17 protein-coding genes are annotated in these 16839 nt (G+C 66.7%); 4 read left to right on the forward strand and 13 right to left on the reverse strand.

Going from position 1 to position 16839, the window contains the following annotated elements:
* Positions 1-188: 188 nt before the first annotated feature.
* The 3 genes from AC6LJ5_RS03175 to AC6LJ5_RS03185 all read right to left on the reverse strand — a co-directional run bounded on the left by AC6LJ5_RS03175 (position 189) and on the right by AC6LJ5_RS03185 (position 3286).
* Positions 189-1499, reverse strand: a complete 1311-nt coding sequence (locus AC6LJ5_RS03175; protein ID WP_498139812.1) for a hypothetical protein — start codon at positions 1497-1499, stop codon at positions 189-191.
* An 85-nt stretch (positions 1500-1584) separates the two neighbouring features.
* Positions 1585-2205, reverse strand: coding sequence for a DUF2971 domain-containing protein (locus AC6LJ5_RS03180; RefSeq protein ID WP_103274629.1), 621 nt, complete (start codon positions 2203-2205; stop codon positions 1585-1587).
* Between the two features lie 52 nt (positions 2206-2257).
* A complete protein-coding gene (locus AC6LJ5_RS03185) occupies positions 2258-3286 on the reverse strand; it encodes an alpha/beta hydrolase family protein (RefSeq protein ID WP_498139813.1) in 1029 nt (342 codons plus the stop codon).
* Positions 3287-3561: 275 nt separating this feature from the next.
* Here AC6LJ5_RS03185 and AC6LJ5_RS03190 point away from each other — a divergent pair, with 275 nt between their 5' ends.
* A complete protein-coding gene (locus AC6LJ5_RS03190; RefSeq protein WP_498139814.1) occupies positions 3562-4722 on the forward strand; it encodes a porin in 1161 nt (386 codons plus the stop codon).
* A 282-nt stretch (positions 4723-5004) separates the two neighbouring features.
* Entirely contained in the window at positions 5005-6159 is a 1155-nt protein-coding gene (locus AC6LJ5_RS03195) for a porin (RefSeq protein WP_498139815.1), read from the forward strand.
* A gap of 158 nt (positions 6160-6317) precedes the next feature.
* On the opposite strand, the gene AC6LJ5_RS03200 is transcribed toward AC6LJ5_RS03195, so the two are convergent.
* The 10 genes from AC6LJ5_RS03200 to AC6LJ5_RS03245 all read right to left on the reverse strand — a co-directional run bounded on the left by AC6LJ5_RS03200 (position 6318) and on the right by AC6LJ5_RS03245 (position 14105).
* Positions 6318-6674 carry a hypothetical protein gene (locus tag AC6LJ5_RS03200; RefSeq protein ID WP_498139816.1) on the reverse strand — a complete coding sequence of 119 codons (357 nt, stop codon included), beginning with the start codon at positions 6672-6674 and terminating at the stop codon, positions 6318-6320.
* Between the two features lie 58 nt (positions 6675-6732).
* A complete protein-coding gene (locus AC6LJ5_RS03205) occupies positions 6733-7098 on the reverse strand; it encodes a hypothetical protein (RefSeq protein WP_498139817.1) in 366 nt (121 codons plus the stop codon).
* A 115-nt stretch (positions 7099-7213) separates the two neighbouring features.
* Entirely contained in the window at positions 7214-7561 is a 348-nt protein-coding gene (locus AC6LJ5_RS03210; RefSeq protein WP_498139818.1) for a winged helix-turn-helix domain-containing protein, read from the reverse strand.
* Positions 7562-7587: 26 nt separating this feature from the next.
* On the reverse strand, positions 7588-7896 hold the full coding sequence (locus AC6LJ5_RS03215) for a DUF4148 domain-containing protein (RefSeq protein ID WP_498139819.1): 309 nt from the start codon (positions 7894-7896) through the stop codon (positions 7588-7590).
* A 172-nt stretch (positions 7897-8068) separates the two neighbouring features.
* Positions 8069-9799: an ABC transporter substrate-binding protein gene (locus AC6LJ5_RS03220; RefSeq protein WP_212318043.1), complete on the reverse strand. Its 1731-nt coding sequence runs from the start codon at positions 9797-9799 to the stop codon at positions 8069-8071.
* 117 nt (positions 9800-9916) lie between these two features.
* Positions 9917-10225 carry a DUF2160 domain-containing protein gene (locus AC6LJ5_RS03225; RefSeq protein ID WP_103274634.1) on the reverse strand — a complete coding sequence of 103 codons (309 nt, stop codon included), beginning with the start codon at positions 10223-10225 and terminating at the stop codon, positions 9917-9919.
* An 11-nt stretch (positions 10226-10236) separates the two neighbouring features.
* Positions 10237-11049, reverse strand: coding sequence for a carbohydrate ABC transporter permease (locus AC6LJ5_RS03230; RefSeq protein ID WP_392412188.1), 813 nt, complete (start codon positions 11047-11049; stop codon positions 10237-10239).
* Positions 11042-11932 (reverse strand): carbohydrate ABC transporter permease, encoded by an 891-nt coding sequence (locus AC6LJ5_RS03235; RefSeq protein WP_103274636.1) that lies wholly within the window; start codon positions 11930-11932, stop codon positions 11042-11044. The genes AC6LJ5_RS03230 and AC6LJ5_RS03235 overlap by 8 nt, the downstream gene beginning before the upstream one ends.
* On the reverse strand, positions 11929-13017 hold the full coding sequence (locus tag AC6LJ5_RS03240; protein WP_498139820.1) for an ABC transporter ATP-binding protein: 1089 nt from the start codon (positions 13015-13017) through the stop codon (positions 11929-11931). The genes AC6LJ5_RS03235 and AC6LJ5_RS03240 overlap by 4 nt, the downstream gene beginning before the upstream one ends.
* On the reverse strand, positions 13017-14105 hold the full coding sequence (locus AC6LJ5_RS03245; RefSeq protein WP_498139821.1) for an ABC transporter ATP-binding protein: 1089 nt from the start codon (positions 14103-14105) through the stop codon (positions 13017-13019). Before AC6LJ5_RS03245 ends, AC6LJ5_RS03240 begins: the two co-directional genes overlap by 1 nt.
* Before the next feature lie 212 nt (positions 14106-14317).
* On the opposite strand from AC6LJ5_RS03245, the gene AC6LJ5_RS03250 reads away from it, so the two are divergent.
* A complete protein-coding gene (locus AC6LJ5_RS03250; RefSeq protein WP_233772451.1) occupies positions 14318-15106 on the forward strand; it encodes a DeoR/GlpR family DNA-binding transcription regulator in 789 nt (262 codons plus the stop codon).
* A gap of 97 nt (positions 15107-15203) precedes the next feature.
* Positions 15204-16802 carry a glycerol-3-phosphate dehydrogenase/oxidase gene (locus AC6LJ5_RS03255; RefSeq protein ID WP_103274640.1) on the forward strand — a complete coding sequence of 533 codons (1599 nt, stop codon included), beginning with the start codon at positions 15204-15206 and terminating at the stop codon, positions 16800-16802.
* Positions 16803-16839 lie beyond the last annotated feature (37 nt).

Consider the following 16839-nt stretch of genomic DNA (forward strand, 5'->3'; position numbering starts at 1 on the left):
CTCCTGTCTATTCTCGAAGCGGCCCGGCGCGGGATCGGCGCCGGCCGGCGGGTTCGGATGTGCCTGGACCGCCTGTCATGCAGGCGCCGCACGACTGCGAGAATACACCGCCCGCCGCCGGCCCGGGGATGGCCGGCGCCATGCGGCCAGGGGTGGATTTCTTGCGGGCGTCTCCGCGGGACGGCAGACTAGGTGCACTGCCAGAAATGTCCGCTGACGCGGCAATGCGCGCACCAGAAACTGTAGTTGCAACCGCCGCTGCCCCACATCCATTCGTTGCCGTCGTCCTGCGGCAGGTCGGAGTCCAACTGGAAAGCGAAGGACATCTTGTGGCCGCAATCGGGGCAAGGCGGATACCAGGCCTGCTGCACCCAGCTGGGCGCGCCGCCGACGCGGCTCAGGTTCTGCTGGCCGTTCGAGTCGCCCCAATCCTGCCAGGCCCAGCGCGCGGGCGCCTCGAACAGCGTGACCTCGGCCGACGCCAGCGGTTCGGCGGGAAACTGCGGCTCGATCGCCACGTCCTTGCGCTGCGTGGGATGGGCTTGCGGCAGGCCCTCGGCGCCATGCCGGTAGAACAGGGCCGACTCCTCCCAGCCCAGACAGGACAGGCAGACGCCGAAGCTGAGCGGGCCGTCGCAGGCGATGCCGGCGCGCGCCGGCTGGTCGAGCGACAACAGGCGGTGCAACGGGCCGTGACACAGGCCGCAAGTACCCGGCAATGCGCCGCCCATGCCCGCCAGCTGCACCGCCGTGGCGTCCTTGCCGGGGCCGTCGAAGCGCTTCCAGGTCGGATGCAGCGCGCGGATCTCGCGCCGCCACGCCGGTTGCGAGGCGTCCATGTGACGGCGCTGCGCGGCGCTGGCGGAGATGTGCAGCGGGCGGCTGTCATGCAGTGGCCGCAGTCCGCCCTCTTCCAGCGCATAGCCCAACAGGTCCATCCAGGCCTCCTGGTCCATGTCCGGCTGTCCGGCGCAGGCCCGGCGCCACGCCTCCAGCGTCACATCGGGCTGGCGCGCATGCAGCAACGCCACGGCGCGGCTGCGCCGCAGCGTTTCGTCGGTCTCGCCATCCAGGCGGTCCAGCCATTCATGCGCCGTGGCCGCGTCCATCGCCCGCCAGGCGAAGTCCGCGTAGTAGCGCGGCCCGCCGGCTTCGGCGCGCGTCGCCGCCAGCAGCTGCTCCCAACTGCCCGAATACAGTTCAGGCCATTGCAGCGCCGCCGAATCCAGCACCTCTTCCATCGCCTCGCCGTGCTTGCCGTCCCGCGCATCCTGCCAGACCCGCCGCAGCGTGGCGGCATACGATGCATCGTCCATCAGGTCCAGCGCGGTGTCGATGAAGGTCGAGTGCTTTTGCCCGCTGTCCAGGAAGCCCAGCACCAGCTCGCCCAGCGCGGCAGGATCCTCGCGCCGCAGCGCCAGCACCTGTGACATCGGGTCGTTGTTGTTCTTCCAGCCCAGGCTGGCATAGGCTTGCAGGATTTCAGCGGGTGTCATCATGGGTGCGGGCCGCGATGCGCGGCGCATGAATTAAGGGGGTTGGGCGTCGCCGCGCTCCGCCCGGATCGGTTCGCTCGCGAGACGTCTAGCGCGGCCGCGCCAGGCGTTTCCATTCCTCGTTTTCCACCAGCGAGGAACGGTACACGCGCAGCTTGGCGCAACCCTCGATGGTCTTGAGCAACTTCTTGACCTGATCGCAGACCGACGCCGGCAACCAGGGACTGAGCGTCACGCGCCGGACCGCCGACCGGTCCACCGGCACGCGCAGCAAGGGCGTGTCGCGCGTCTTCCTGCCGACGAAGAGCCGGAACTCCTTCTCGTCGCGAAACGCGTGGCGCTTCAGGAACGGCAGGTCGGACTCGGCCACGGGCTGTTCGCGAAGCGCCTTGATGGTGCGATACTGCACGGTCTCGGCGCGCAGGCCCGGCACGTCGGCTACCTCGGCGATGAGCTTGTCCTTGTCGAACTCGATGCACACGCCGCCGCTGCCGTTCGAGAAAACGCGCCAGTGGTGGTAGGTCTCGAAGGCCTCGGCCAGGCACAAGGCATAGATGCCCTCCAGTTCCCTGGCGCGCGCGTACTCCTCGATATAGAACGAATCGTTGCGGTCGTCCCAGGCCTTGGGATTGAGCAGCGCGAGCTCGCCCGATTGCAGGTAGTCGATCAGGTAAGGCAGTTCGGTGTATCGGCGCAGGGTGGTGGCCAAGTCAACGCTCCCGTGGGGTCCAGCCGCCAGTCTACCCGCTTCGGCCCGAGCTTCAGCGCAGGGCCTGGCGCATGAAAGCGACGACGCCGGCGTTGAAATCGCGATGAAAAGCCGCCCGGTCGAAACCCGGGCCATCGGTGCACAGCGACGGCAGCGCGTCGGCCTGCGCCTGCGAGCACGGCGCCACGAACGCAAAATGACCCGCGCCGGCGACCCGGCGGAAATCAGTCCCCGCCGGCAAGCCCTGGCGCAGCGCTTCCACGCTGGCAGGCGTCACGCCGTCACCGCCCTGCCCGGACGCCCACAGCTGGACAGACGCGGCCACGCCGGCCAAGGCCGACGGCGCGAACGCATTGAGCGGATCGGCGATCACCAGGGCCTTGACGCGGACATCCTTCGGGTAAGGCTGGACCGGCGCCTTGCCTGCCGCGATGTCGCGACACATGGGCAGCCCCGGCTGCGATTCGCAGAACGACAACCCCTGACTGAAATCCGGCGCGGCGCCCGCCAGCACCAGGCCGGTATAGCCGCCACGCGAGAAACCAAAGAAGCCGACCGCGTCGGAACGCAGTTGCGCCCTGCCCGGCCAGGCGCCGGTCATGTAGTCGATGAGCCGTCGGATCTCGCGCGGACGCGTCGAGAAGATCGACAGGTAGCCCTGCCGCGAGCGGTCCAGGGCGTTGTCGCCCGTGTGGTTCAGCGCGGCCACCACGAAGCCGGCCTCGGCCAGCGCCCGCGCCGTGTCGTGATGGCCAAGGAAAGACCCGCCCGAGCCGTGCGACATCACCACCAGCGTCATCGGCCCCGCCGGCATCGGGCAGTCCGGCGTGCCGGCGATGACGCTACGGCCGACCGTGATTTCGACCTCCGGCGCGTTGCAGGGGTACCACGCCGCGCCTTGCAGCGCGGGGCCGTCCATGTCCATGGGCAAGCTGACGCGCTGGAATCCAACCGCCTGGGCCTGGCTGGCGGCCAGACTCAATGCCGCCGCCGCGAACAGGCCTGACACGCGTTTGCGCGAGACGGCGGTGCGATCTGGAACGGCAAACAAGCGCGATGCGGACTTTACGAAACAGGACATGGGCCAGACCTCTGACAGGCGCGGCGTATTCCATCGCGCCGCAGGACCGCGAGCATACACCGCGCAACAAGCCGCCAGACGCCGTCGTGCGAGCGACGGATGCCGGGCAGCCCGCAGCAGGCGCCCACGCTCCCACAAAACCATTCGAAGCAAGTCAATCAAATTTGTAATTCCCCGGTCACCTGCCCGTTCTCTTCCCGACACCAAAATAAACCCGCATTGCCGGCAAGAACGGCTGCACAAGGCGCGACATAACAACAGGGGAGACAGCGCACATGATGAAGGAATTGCTCGCTGCAACAACGACCACGTTGGTCATGCAGACCGCCACGGCGCAAGTCCCCGCATCCATCACGCTTTACGGCCTGATGGATGCGGGCATGGGCTACACAAGGCTGAGCGGCGCCTACAAGGATCCCGCAACCGGACGTACCCTGCGAGTCAGCAAGAGCCGCCTGGGCGCCCTGAGCGGCGGGGCATCCGGACCGCGCTGGGGCCTGCGCGGCAAGGAAGACCTGGGCGACGGCCTGCATGCCGTGTTCCAGCTGGAATCGGGCTTTGACAGCCGCAACGGCAGGAGCCTGCAAGGAGGCCGCCTGTTCGGCCGCCAGGCCACCGTCGGCCTGCTGAACGCCCGCTGGGGCGAGCTGCGTCTGGGCCGTCAGTACAACGCCGCCACGCGCTACTTCCTCGACATGCTGGGTCCGGCATTCGGCGGTTTCAGCCTGCTGCATACTGGGTACGGACTGGGCATGAGCTCGGCGTCCTTCCCGCGCTACGACAACCAGGTCTTCTACCAAACGCCGTCGATGGGCGGCATCAAGGCCGCCGCCGGATACGCCTTCAGCGTCAACGACACGCGCAATGCCGAAACCGGCTATGCGACCGCCAACAACACGCGCGCCATCACCGCCGCCCTGCAATACGCCCGGGGCCCGCTCAGCGCCTTCCTCGGCTACGACCAGCTCAACGCTTCCCGGCTGCTCAGCGCCGCCCAGGCCGCCGCCACGCCCCGCGCCTACATCATCGGCGCCTCATACGATTTCACCGCGCTGAAGATCGCAGTGGCCCACAACCGCGTGGCCGACGGCTGGTTCGCCGGCAGGAGCTTTCGCGACGGCGGCCGCGTGGGTGGATTGGCAGGCACCCCGACGTATGCGTTTTCCAAGGGACTGCGCTCCAATTCCCATGTCATCGCGCTCGCCGTTCCGACGGGCCTGTCGGGACATGCGTTCGCTTCATGGCAGCGCACTGACATCAACACCTCACGACTGACAGGCGGCGACGCCACCGGCCAAACATACAGCCTGGGCTACAGCCATAACCTGTCCAAGCGCACCGACCTGTACGCGCTGGTCTCTCATACCCGCAACTGGGCCTTCGTCGACGGCGTTCAAGCCCTGGACGCATACGCGGGCCTGCGTCATCGATTCTGATAGGCGATACCAGCCGTGTTGTGTCGTCGCAACACGGCTCTGCCTGACGCGACTCGCGCAATCCCGCGAACGGCCTGCGCCTGCGCGAGCCGCAGAAAAAGATGACAGAAAATGCAGCGCGCGGCGATCGGATTCGTAATTTGAATGTCGGCTGTCTGTCGAACGGCGGCTTCCAAACTTGGCTGGCCAAGCCCCGGTTCCCGCACCACCTGCGCTCGCACCCCCGCGCGGCGGCGCCGCTGGCTTGGCTCCACTCACATTCCATATCAACGGAGCCTTTGAATGAAGAAGATCTTCGCGGCCACTCTGGGCGCGGCGCTGTCCGCCGCCGCGCAGGCGGAAACCTCGGTCACGCTGTACGGCCTGATCGACACCGGCATCAGCTACACCCGGATCAACGGCAGTTACACCGACCCCAAGACCGGCGTCACGACCGGCAGCGGCGTGAGTCGCATGGGCGCCACCACCGGCACCACGGCCGGATCGCGCTGGGGCCTGCGTGGCAAGGAAGACCTGGGCGGCGGGCTGTATGCCGTGTTCCAACTGGAATCGGGCTTCGACAGCCGCAATGGCAGCTCGCTGCAGGAAAATCGCCTGTTCGGGCGCGAAGCCACCATCGGCCTGGGCAGCGCCGAATGGGGCGAGTTCCGCTTCGGACGCCAATACAACGTGGGCACGCGCTATTTCTCGGGCATGCTGGGCTCATCGTTCGGCGGCGGCTTCAACCAGCTGAACACCGGCGCCGGCCTGGGTTTCAGCTCGTCCTACTATCCGCGCTACGACAACCTGCTGGTCTATGAGACGCCCTCCATGGGCGGACTGCGCGCCGCCATCGGCTATTCCAGCAACATCAACGACCTGAAGGACAGCCAGACCGGCTTCGCCACGGCGGACAACACCCGGGCGATCACCGCCGGCCTGCGCTACGACAACGGACCGGTCAATGCCTTCGTCACCTACGACCAGCTCAACGCATCCAACAAGCTGAGCCCGGCCGAGACCAGCGCCACGCCGCGCTCCTACGTGATCGGCGGATCGTACGACTTCGAGGTGTTCAAGCTGGCGCTGGCCTACAACCGCGTCACCGACGGCTGGTTCGCCGGCAAGAAGCTGCCCAACGGCGGCAGTGTCGGCGCCTTCACCGGCACGCCTTCGTATGCGTTCTCCAAGGGCTTCCGGTCGAATTCGTACTTCATCGGGCTGTCCGCGCCATTGGGCGGCGGCAGCAGCCTGTTCGCGTCATGGCAACGCGCCGATGCCAACAACAAGAAGCTGACGGGCGGCGACTCAGCCAGCAACACCTACAGCCTGGGCTACAACTACAGCCTGTCCAAGCGCACCGATGTCTACGCAATCGCATCGCACACCAGCAACTGGGCCTTCGTGGACGGCATCAAGGCCACGGAAGTAGGCGTGGGCCTGCGCCACCGCTTCTAAACCGGATAGCGCGGTCCACGCGCTACGACCAACTCCGTTGATGGCGCCATCCTCCGCGAAGGGAAGGCGTTCCGTCGCCGCGCCCCTCCTTGCGGAGGTGCGCGGTTTTTTACTCGCGACGCCCATGAACCAGGAAAACGCCGAACGCGCGTGGAACATCACATCATGCAAGCACAGAAGATATCGCAGTGTGGCACCGCGCCTTTGGCGATTTTTCCACGCAGACCCTGCGCTGAGCATTTCCAGCACTGATCTGCCTGGCGCCGATCCACGCGGACACGGGCCGCGCCGACGTCAATACGCTTGCCAGCGGATCCGCCCTGCCTCAGCGCAAACTGAATCCCAATCCGAAGCAGGCCTGTGAGATTCGGTTCACGCTTGCCGGTCTTTTCGATCTCTCGATGCTGGCGGGTGACAAGGCGCCGTTTGCGGTCTTCGTATCTTTCCTGCAGACACGGAAAGTGTTCACCGACGACGCGCAACCAGGAAAAGCGCCCCGTTGCCGTCTCTTTCACCAGACCTGCCGCGCTGGCGATGCAGGCACGACTGCAAGTGGCGTCGGGCCGTTGATGTTCAGCCGCAACCTATCCACAATCGACTTGCTTCGTGATCGCTGCGGCTATCCCCCCCACCGAAGCTTGGGCTCGCCTGATTGAATTCGCCGCCGGGATTGCTTTTGGCCCGCGCGACGGCGCTGTCTTCCGTTTTGCAATACCACGGTCTACCGTCGTCCTCGAACTGCAGGGCTGAAAAATCGTCATTCTCGAACTTCAAGGCCCAGGAATCTTCACGTTCGAATTGCCAGGCCGAGGGCTTTTCGTTCTGGAATTGCAAGGCCTGCAGCGCTTCGTTGGGATCTGTGGCGGCGGCCTGCGCTTGCATGCCAGACGCCCAGGGGAGCAGCACCAGCAGGATGAGCATATTGCGCGGGCGAAGCATGATGCGACACTCCATGGGATTGCGAAGGAAACGTCCGGGCGCGACGGACGGCATCATGCGCGTCCCCCCGCGCAGCTCAACAAAGCGCCAGAGAGGTCTGTCCAGCGATGCGGACTCAATCCAGAGCGGCCAGCATATAGGCCCCGCCGCGCAGCGTGTGCAACAGGCGGGGGTTGCGGCCCGCATCGATCTTGCGGCGCAGCCTGCGCACCGCGATCGCGACCGCGTGGGATTTCGGGTTCTTGCGCTCGAAGACGGGCAGCTGCATGCCCCAGACCTGTTCAGCGAGTTGCCAGGCATCGTAGACCTCGCCCGGCCGCTGCATCAGGAAGGCCAGCAAGGCGAATTCCTTGGGCGTCAGCCGCAGGACCTCGCGATTGCGGCTGACCCGGCCGCGCAGCAAGTCCAGCTCCAGGTCCGCGAGATGCAGGCTGTAGCTGGACTGCGGCGGCGCATCGAGCATGGCGCAGGCCACGCCTGCCGCCCCGCCTATCGGCCCGCCCCGCCCTGGCGCTGCACTTCGGCCTGGTACTCGGGGCCGCTGCGCAGGCGCACATACTCGGCATAGGCGACCCGGTATTCACGGCTGTAGATATCGGGCGAGGCCTCGCCGCGCCAGAAGCGCTCCAGGCCGGCGCGCTTCCACAGGGCCAGGTCGGCGCGCACTTCCGCGCGCGTCAGGGACTGTCCGTGATAGCTGGCGGCGGGCTGCGCCTGCGCCGGGGTCTGCGCCTGGGCCAGGGACGTGGCGCCGGCGGCCAGGGCCAGCATCAAGGCAACGTTGCGGATGGTCTTCATGGTTCGCTCCTAGGGATGAGTCGCTGCCGGTTTGCAGCATGGAGACCATTCTAGAAACGGGGTACGGACAAAACGCTGATAGCGGGATTACGTTTTCGCAAGGACTCGGTGGGCAAAAATGGGCGCAAAAAAACGCCGCCTCGCGGCGGCGTCCTGCCTGCCAGCGGCGCGCTCAGCGCACCTTGCCCGCCTTCCAGGCCTGCAGCAGCGTGTCATAGGCGATGGTCTCGCCCTTGGGCTTTTCGTTGGCCAGCTTCTTCCACGGCGCCTGCTGGTCGGACAGCCACTTGTTGGGATCGCCCTTGGCGTTGAGCTTGGGCGCGCACTGCGCCATGCCCGCCCGCTCCAGGCGCGCCATCACCTGGTCCATCTCGTTGGCCAGGTTGTCCATGGCGGCCTGCGGCGTCTTCTCGCCGGTCACGGCGGTGGCGACGTTCTTCCACCACAGCTGGGCCAGCTTGGGGTAGTCGGGCACGTTGTTGCCGGTGGGCGTCCAGGCCACCCGCGCCGGGCTGCGATAGAACTCGATCAGCCCGCCGTAGTTGGCCGCGTTCTTGGTGAAGAACTCGCTGTGGATGTCGCTGTCGCGGATGAACGTAAGTCCGGTGATGGACTTCTTCAGCGACACCGTCTTGGCCGTGACGAACTGCGCGTAGAGCCAGGCGGCGGCCATGCGCTTGGGATCGGTGGACTTGAAGAAGGTCCACGAGCCCACGTCCTGGTAGCCGTTCTGCATGCCGTCCTTCCAGTACGGGCCGTAGGGCGACGGCGCCATGCGCCACTTGGGCGTGCCGTCGTCGTTGACCACCGGCAGGCCCTTCTTGGTCATGTCGGCGGTAAAGGCCGTGTACCAGAAGATCTGCTGCGCGACCTGGCCCTGGGCCGGCACCGGGCCGGATTCGGAGAAGGTCATGCCCATGGCCTGCTGGGGCGCGTACTTCTTCATCCAGTCGACGTACTTGGTCAGCGCGTACACGGCCGCCGGGCTGTTGGTGGCCCCGCCGCGCGCCACCGAGGCGCCCACCGGCGTGCACTTGTCATCGGCCACGCGGATGCCCCACTCGTCCACCGGCATGCCGTTGGGCAGGCCCTTGTCGGCGGCGCCGGCCATCGACAGCCACGCGTCGGTGAAGCGCCAGCCCAAGGACGGGTCTTTCTTGCCGTAGTCCATGTGGCCATAGACCTTCTTGCCGTCCAATTCCTTGACGTCATTGGAGAAGAAGTCGGCGATGTCTTCATAGGCGGACCAGTTGGTCGGCACGCCCAGCTCGTAGCCGTACTTGGCCTTGAACTTGTCCTTCAGGTCCTGGCGCGCGAACCAGTCGGCGCGGAACCAATACACGTTGGCGAACTGCTGATCGGGCAGCTGGTAGAGCTTGCCGTCCGGCGCCGTGGTGAACTTGGTGCCGATGAAGTCCTTCAGGTCCAGGTTGGGGTTGGTCCATTCCTTGCCCGCGCCGGCCATGTAGTCCGACAGCGGCAGGATGGCGCCGTAGCGGTAGTGGGTGCCGATCAGGTCGGAATCGGAAATCCAGCCGTCGTAGATGGACTTGCCCGACTGCATGGACGTCTGCAACTTCTCGACCACATCGCCTTCCTGGATCAGGTCGTGAGTGACCTTGATGCCGGTGATCTCGCTGAAGGCCTTGGCCAGGGTCTTGGACTCGTACTCGTGGGTGGTGATGGTCTCGGACACCACGTTGATTTCATTGACGCCCTGCGCCTTGAGCTTGGCTGCCGCCTCGATGAACCACTTCATCTCGGCCAGCTGCTGGTCCTTGGACAGCGTCGAGGGCTGGAACTCGGAATCGATCCACTTCTGCGCCTCGGGTTCGCCGGCCCAGGCCGCGGACGTGCCGATCAGGGCGATGGCGGCCGCGACGGCGCGCATGCGAAATTTCATGAAAAGTCTCCTCGAAAAGTCTCCCCTCTTTTGTGCTGCGGACTCCTGGCCGGGGAAGACGCTGGCCGATAGTCCTTCCAAACCGCTTGCTTGTTCTTGCGGGGTCTAGCCGCCCCGTCAGCCTTTCCTCATGATGAAGGCCAGCAACAGCATCGAGGCCACGAAGCTGATCCACACCGACGGCGGCCCGTCCAACGAAAACCATTCCGCCGCCTTGCCGCCCAGGCCCAGGAACGCCAGGTTGACCCAGGCCGCGGCCAGAAGGCCGATGAACAGGCGGTCGCCGCGCGTGGTGCGGATGGGCAGGAAGCCCTTGCGCTCCACCGTGGGCGATTTCAATTCCCAGATCGTCATGCCCACCAGCATCAGCGCGATGCAGCTGAAGAACACGGCGACGGGGGTGGTCCATACCATCCAGCTGAACATGGCCCGCCCTCCTATACCCGGCCCATCGCGAAGCCCTTCGCGATGTAATGCCGCACGAACCAGATGACGATGCCGCCGGGCACGATGGTCAGCACCCCGGCCGCGGCCAGCACGCCCCAGTCCATGCCCGACGCGGACACGGTGCGGGTCATGGTGGCGACGATCGGTTTGGCGTTGACCGAGGTCAGCGTGCGCGCCAGCAGCAGCTCGACCCAGCTGAACATGAAGCAGAAGAATGCCGCCACGCCCACGCCGGACTTGATCAGGGGCAGGAAGATGGTCAGGAAGAAGCGCGGAAAGGAATAGCCGTCCACGTAGGCGGTCTCGTCGATCTCGCGCGGCACGCCGGACATGAAGCCCTCCAGGATCCACACGGCCAGCGGCACGTTGAACACCAGGTGCGCCAGCGCCACGGCCAAGTGCGTGTCCATCAGGCCGAACGAGCTGTAGAGCTGGAAGAACGGCAGCAGGAACACGGCCGGCGGCGTCATGCGGTTGGTCAGCAGCCAGAAGAACACGTGCTTATCGCCGATGAAACGGTAGCGCGAGAACGCGTAGGCCGCCGGCAGCGCCACGGCCAGCGAGATCACCGTGTTGATCAGCACATAGATCAGCGAGTTGATGTAGCCGGAATACCAGGCCGGATCGGTGAAGATCGTGCGGTAGTGCTCGAAGGTGAAATCGCGCGGCCACAGCGTCAGCGTGCTGACGATCTCGGTATTGGTCTTGAACGACATGTTCAGCATCCAGTACAGCGGCAGGATGGCGAACGCCAGATACAGCGCCAGGAAGATGGCGCGCCACCAGGTGCTTTGCTCACGCATTTGCGCGCTCCTCGTCCATGCCGCCCGTGGTGCCGGCGCGCTGCATCCAGTTGTAGAGGATGAAGCACAGCAGCAGGATGATCAGGAAATAGATGATGGAAAACGCCGCCGCCGGACCCAGGTCGAACTGCCCCACCGCCTTCTGCGTCAGGTACTGCGACAGGAAGGTGGTGGCGTTGCCGGGGCCGCCGCCGGTGAGCACGAAGGGCTCGGTATAGATCATGAAGCTGTCCATGAAGCGCAACAGCACCGCGATCATCAGGACGCCGCGCATCTTGGGCAGCTGGATGTACCGGAACACCGCCAGGCGCGAGGCGCCGTCGATGCGGGCGGCCTGGTAGTAGGCATCGGGAATCGCGCGCAACCCCGCATAGCACAGCAGCGCGACCAGCGGCGTCCAGTGCCACACGTCCATGACCAGCACCGTGACCCAGGCGTCCACGTCGCTGCCGGTGTAGTTGTAGTCCACCCCCAGCCAGGACAGCGTCGCGCCGAGCAGGCCGATGTCGGTGCGGCCGAACACCTGCCAGATGGTGCCGACCACGTTCCAGGGAATCAGCAGCGACAGCGCGATGACCACCAGCACCGCCGACGCGCGCCAGCCCGAGGCCGGCATGGACAGCGCCAGCAGGATGCCCAGCGGGATCTCGATGGCCAGCACCGCCAGCGAAAAGCCGATCTGCCGCAGCAGCGCGCCATGCAGTTCCTCGTCCTGCAGCACGGCGGCGAACCATTCGGTGCCCACGAACACGCGGCGCTCCGGCGAGATGATGTCCTGCACCGAATAGTTGACGATGGTCATCAGCGGCAGGATGGCCGAGAACGCCACGCACAGCACCACGGGCAGGACCAGGAACCAGGCCCGGTGATTGATCGGTTTCATCGGATCAGCTCCTCGTCGCGGTAGAAGCAGGTATGCGTATTGAGCGCCGACAGCCAGACCGTCTCGCCCGGCGCGGGCGCCTGCGCCTGGCTGTTCAGGCGGGCGCGCACGGCATTGCCTTCGAAGTCCGCCGTCAGCAACAGGTAGGTGCCGACGTCTTGCAGCCGTTCCACCCGCACCGGCAGCCCGCCCGGCGCGCCCGGCTCCACCCGCCGCAGGTACTCGGGCCGCACGCCCAGCTTGACCGGGCCGGCGTCCGCCAGGCGCGCGGCCTGGGCGGCGTCCAGCCCATCCAGCCGGCAGGCGCCGACGCGCAGCGCGCCGTCGGTCCATTGGGCCGGCAGGAAGTTCATGCCCGGCGAGCCGATGAAATGGCCCACGAAGGTATGCGCCGGCCGTTCGAACAGGTCGTCAGCGCCGCCCACCTGCACCGCCCGTCCGCGCGCCATCACCATCACCTGGTCGGCGAAGGTCAGCGCCTCGGTCTGGTCGTGCGTGACGTAGATCAGCGTGAGCTTGAACTCGCGGTGGATCTCCTTGAGCTTGCGCCGCAATTCCCATTTGAGCTGCGGATCGATCACCGTCAGCGGCTCGTCGAACAACACCGCCGACACGTCGCTGCGCACCAGGCCCCGGCCCAGCGAGATCTTCTGCTTGGCGTCGGCGGTCAGGCCGCTGGCGCGGCGGTCCAGCACCTGGGACATTTCCAGCATCTCGGCGATGCGCCCCACGCGCTCGCGGATCCGGTCGGGCGCGATGCCTCGGTTGCGCAGCGGAAACGCCAGATTCTCGGCCACGGTCATGGTGTCGTAGACCACGGGAAACTGGAACACCTGGGCGATGTTGCGGGCCTGCGGCGTCTTGGCGGTGACATCCTGCCCGTCGAACAGGATGCGGCCATGGGACGGCCGCAGCAGTCCCGACACGCAGTTGAGCAAGGTGGTCTTGCCGCAGCCCGACGGGCCAAGCAAGGCGTAGGCGCCGCCATCGCGGAACGTGAACTTCAGCGGCAGCAGCGCGTAGTCCTCGTCGGCCTGGGGATGGGGCACGTAGGAATGGGAGAGGTCCAGCTCGATCTGCGCCATCAGCGGGCCTCCTTCGCGACGGGAGCCGACAGCCAGCCCGGCGCTGCCAGCAAGGCGCCGTCGGCGCCGAAGGCGTAGGTCTGCGCCGGATCGAAATACAGCCGCAGGCGCTGGTCCAGCGTGCAGCGGTGCACGCCCGGCAGCTGCGCCACCACCTCGCCGGCGGCGGTCTCGGCATGCACGAAAGTGTCCGATCCGGAGATCTCGGCCAGCTTCACCACGCTGTCCAGCGCGATGCGGCCGGGCTGCTCATGCACGTCGAGCGCGCCGGCGCGCAGGCCGGCGGTGATGTCGCCGGCTCCCGCGGGCAGGGGCCGCTCCACGCGCACCCCGCCCGGCAGCTCGAAGCCGCCCGGCCGCCGCGCGGCGGCGAACAGGTTCATGGGAGGGTCGCTGAAGGCGCGCGCCACGCGGATGGAGGACGGACGATGGAACACCTCGGCCGTGGGTCCATATTGCAGTAGCCGCCCTTCGTCGAGCACCGCCGTATAGCCGCCCAGCAGCAGCGCCTCGCCGGGCTCGGTGGTGGCATAGATCACGGTCGAGCGCCCTTGCGCGAACAGCGCGCTCAGCTCGTCGCGCAGCTCTTCGCGCAGCTTGTAGTCCAGGTTGACCAGAGGCTCGTCCAGCAGGATCAGCGGCGCGTTCTTGACCAGCGCGCGCGCCAGCGCCACGCGTTGCTGCTGGCCGCCGGACAGCTCGGAAGGATAACGCTGGACCAGATGATCGATATGCAGCCGCGCCGCCATCGCCATGACCTTGTCGGCGATGCTGCTCTCGCCGCGCAGCTTGAGCGGCGAGGCGATGTTGTCGAACACCGTCATCGACGGATAGTTGATGAACTGCTGGTACACCATCGCCACGTTGCGCTGCCTGACCGGTACGCCCGTGACGTCCACGCCGTCGGCCAGCACGCGGCCCTCGGTGGGCCGGTCCAGCCCGGCCATGATCCGCATGAGCGAGGTCTTGCCCGCCAGGGTGGCCCCCAGCAATACGGTCATCGCGCCCGGCGCCGGCGCCAGGCTCATCGGATACAGGTGCGTTTGCGAGCCGGCCCGCAAACCTGTCCTGTCCAGGTTCAGCTGCATCTAGTCTCCTCAACCTACCAATACGTCCCGGTTTTTTCGACCGGGTTGGGGGCATTGCGGTGCTGCAGCTTATCCGCCCCCATTTCTTTGGGCGCGAATCAGCGGGTCTTTCATGTTGCTTTCGTTTTTTGTGCGTTTTACTTAAAAAGCGAACAGAAAACAATCTTGCAGTGCGTCATTATTTTTCGCTTTTGTTGTTTTATCATACGCACATGACACTGAATCCCAGACAAAGCGCTTTGATCGAAATGGTGCGCGCCCAAGGCTCGGCCACGATCGAAGAACTCGCCAAACGCTTCGACGTCACGCTGCAGACCGTGCGGCGCGACGTGCATTTCCTGTCGGAAGCCGGGCTGCTGTCGCGCTTTCATGGCGGCGTGCGCATCGAGGCTTCCACCATCGAGAACATCGCCTACCGCAAGCGCCAAGGGCTGCACGCGGCCGGCAAGCAGCGCATCGCCGAGGCCGTGGCCCGCGCCGTGCCGGACGGCTGTTCGCTGATCCTGAACATCGGCACCACCACCGAGGCCATCGCGCGCGCCCTGTTGCGCCATCGCGGCCTGCGCGTCATCACCAACAACCTGCACGTGGCCGACATCCTGTCCGACAATCCGGACTGCGAGGTGATCGTGGCCGGCGGCGTGGTCCGCTCGCGCGACCGAGGCATCATTGGCGAAGCCACCATGGATTTCATCCGCCAGTTCAAGGTGGATATCGGCCTGATCGGCATTTCCGGCATCGAGGCCGACGGCACGCTGCGCGACTACGACTTCCGCGAAGTGCGCGTCTCCCGCACCATCATCGAACAGTCGCGCGAAGTCTGGCTGGCGGCCGACAGCAGCAAGTTCAAGCGCCAGGCCATGGTCGAGCTGGCCCACATTTCCGAGATCGACCGCTTCTTCACCGACGCGCATCCCCAGGAACCGCTGGCCCAGGCGCTGCTGGACGCCGGCGTGCGCTGCGAGGTCGCGGCCGCCGCGCCGGCCAAGCCCGCCGCCTGAATCCGCCCCGACGCCCGCCCACGCCCACCACAGGCCGAACCGACAACCTTCCACAGCGCATGACCCCAATCCCCGAGGACATGCCCTACCAGCTCCTATGAATTCCACTCTCGCTTCCGTCACCCCGCCCGATCGCGACCGCCTGCTCGCCCAGCTCGACAACACGCCCGCCTGGGACGTGATCGTCATCGGCGGCGGCGCCACCGGCCTGGGCACCGCCGTGGACGCGGCCTCGCGCGGCTACCGCACGCTCTTGATCGAAGGCGCCGACTTCGCCAAGGGCACGTCCAGCAAGGCCACCAAGCTGGTTCACGGCGGCGTGCGCTACCTGGCGCAGGGCAATGTCAGCCTGGTGCGCGAAGCGTTGCACGAGCGCGGCCTGCTCAACCGCAACGCGCCGCATCTGGTGTGGCCGCTGGGCTTCGTGGTGCCGGCCTACAACCTGCTGGACCAGCCCTTCTATGGCATCGGCCTGAAGATGTACGACATGCTGGCGGGCAAGCTGAACCTGTCGCCCAGCCGCTGGCTGTCGCGCCGCGACACGCTGGCCAACGCGCCGACGCTGGCCGAGCAGGTCAATGGTCGCGGCCTGAAGGGCGGCGTGCTGTATTACGACGGCCAGTTCGACGACGCGCGCCTGGCCATGAGCCTGATGCGCACGCTGTTCGACCTGGGCGGCACGGCGGTCAACTACGTGCGCGCCACCGGGCTGACCATGACGAACGGCAAGGTCGACGGCGTGACGGCCACCGACGCGCTGGGCGACGCGGTCTTCACGCTGCGCGCGCGCTGCGTGATCAACGCCACCGGCGTCTGGGTCGACGCCGTGCGCCGCATGGAAGACAAGAACGCTCCCACCATGGTCGCGCCCAGCCAGGGCGTGCACCTGACGCTGCCGCGCGATTTCCTGCCGGGCAAGCGCGCCATCCTGATTCCCAAGACCGACGACGGCCGCGTGCTGTTCGTGGTGCCGTGGAACGGCCACACCATCGTCGGCACCACCGACACCCCGCGCGACGACCTGCCGCTGGATCCCGACGCCGGCGCGCAGGACGTGGACTTCATCCTGGGCACGGCGGCCCGCTATCTGAGCCGCAAGCCCACCCGCGATGATGTCACCAGCGTCTGGGCCGGGCTGCGCCCCTTGGTCAAGGCCACCGGCGAGGCATCCACCAAGACGCTGTCGCGCGAACACACCATCCTGGTGTCCAAGGCCGGCCTGGTCACGGTCACGGGCGGAAAATGGACCACCTACCGCCGCATGGCGCAGGACGTGGTCAACACGGCCATCCAGAACCAGCTGCTGACGCAGGCCCCCTGCCGCACCGAGTCGCTGGCCCTGCACGGCGCCGCCGGACTGTCGCCGTCGCAGGAACACGCCGGCACGCCGGACAGCTACTACGGCAGCGACCTGCCCGCGCTCAAGGCCCTGCCGGGCGCCGAGCGCATGCTGGTCAGCGCCAGCGGCCTGTCCGAAGCCCATGTGCGCTACGCCGCCCGCTACGAGCTGGCGCGCACCGCCGAGGACGTGCTGGCGCGTCGCAACCGCGCCCTGTTCCTGGACAGCGAGGCCGCCATGCTGGCGGCGCCGGAAGTCGCCCGTATCCTGGCCGAGGAACTCGGCCACGACGCCGCCTGGCAGCAGCGCACGCTGCGCGACCTGGAACCGGTGGCGGCGCGCTATCGCCTGCGCTGAAGCGCGGGATTTCATGCGCAGGCAGCCTCCCGCCCTG

The sequence above is a fragment of the Achromobacter sp. 1011791174 genome (assembly GCF_059760925.1).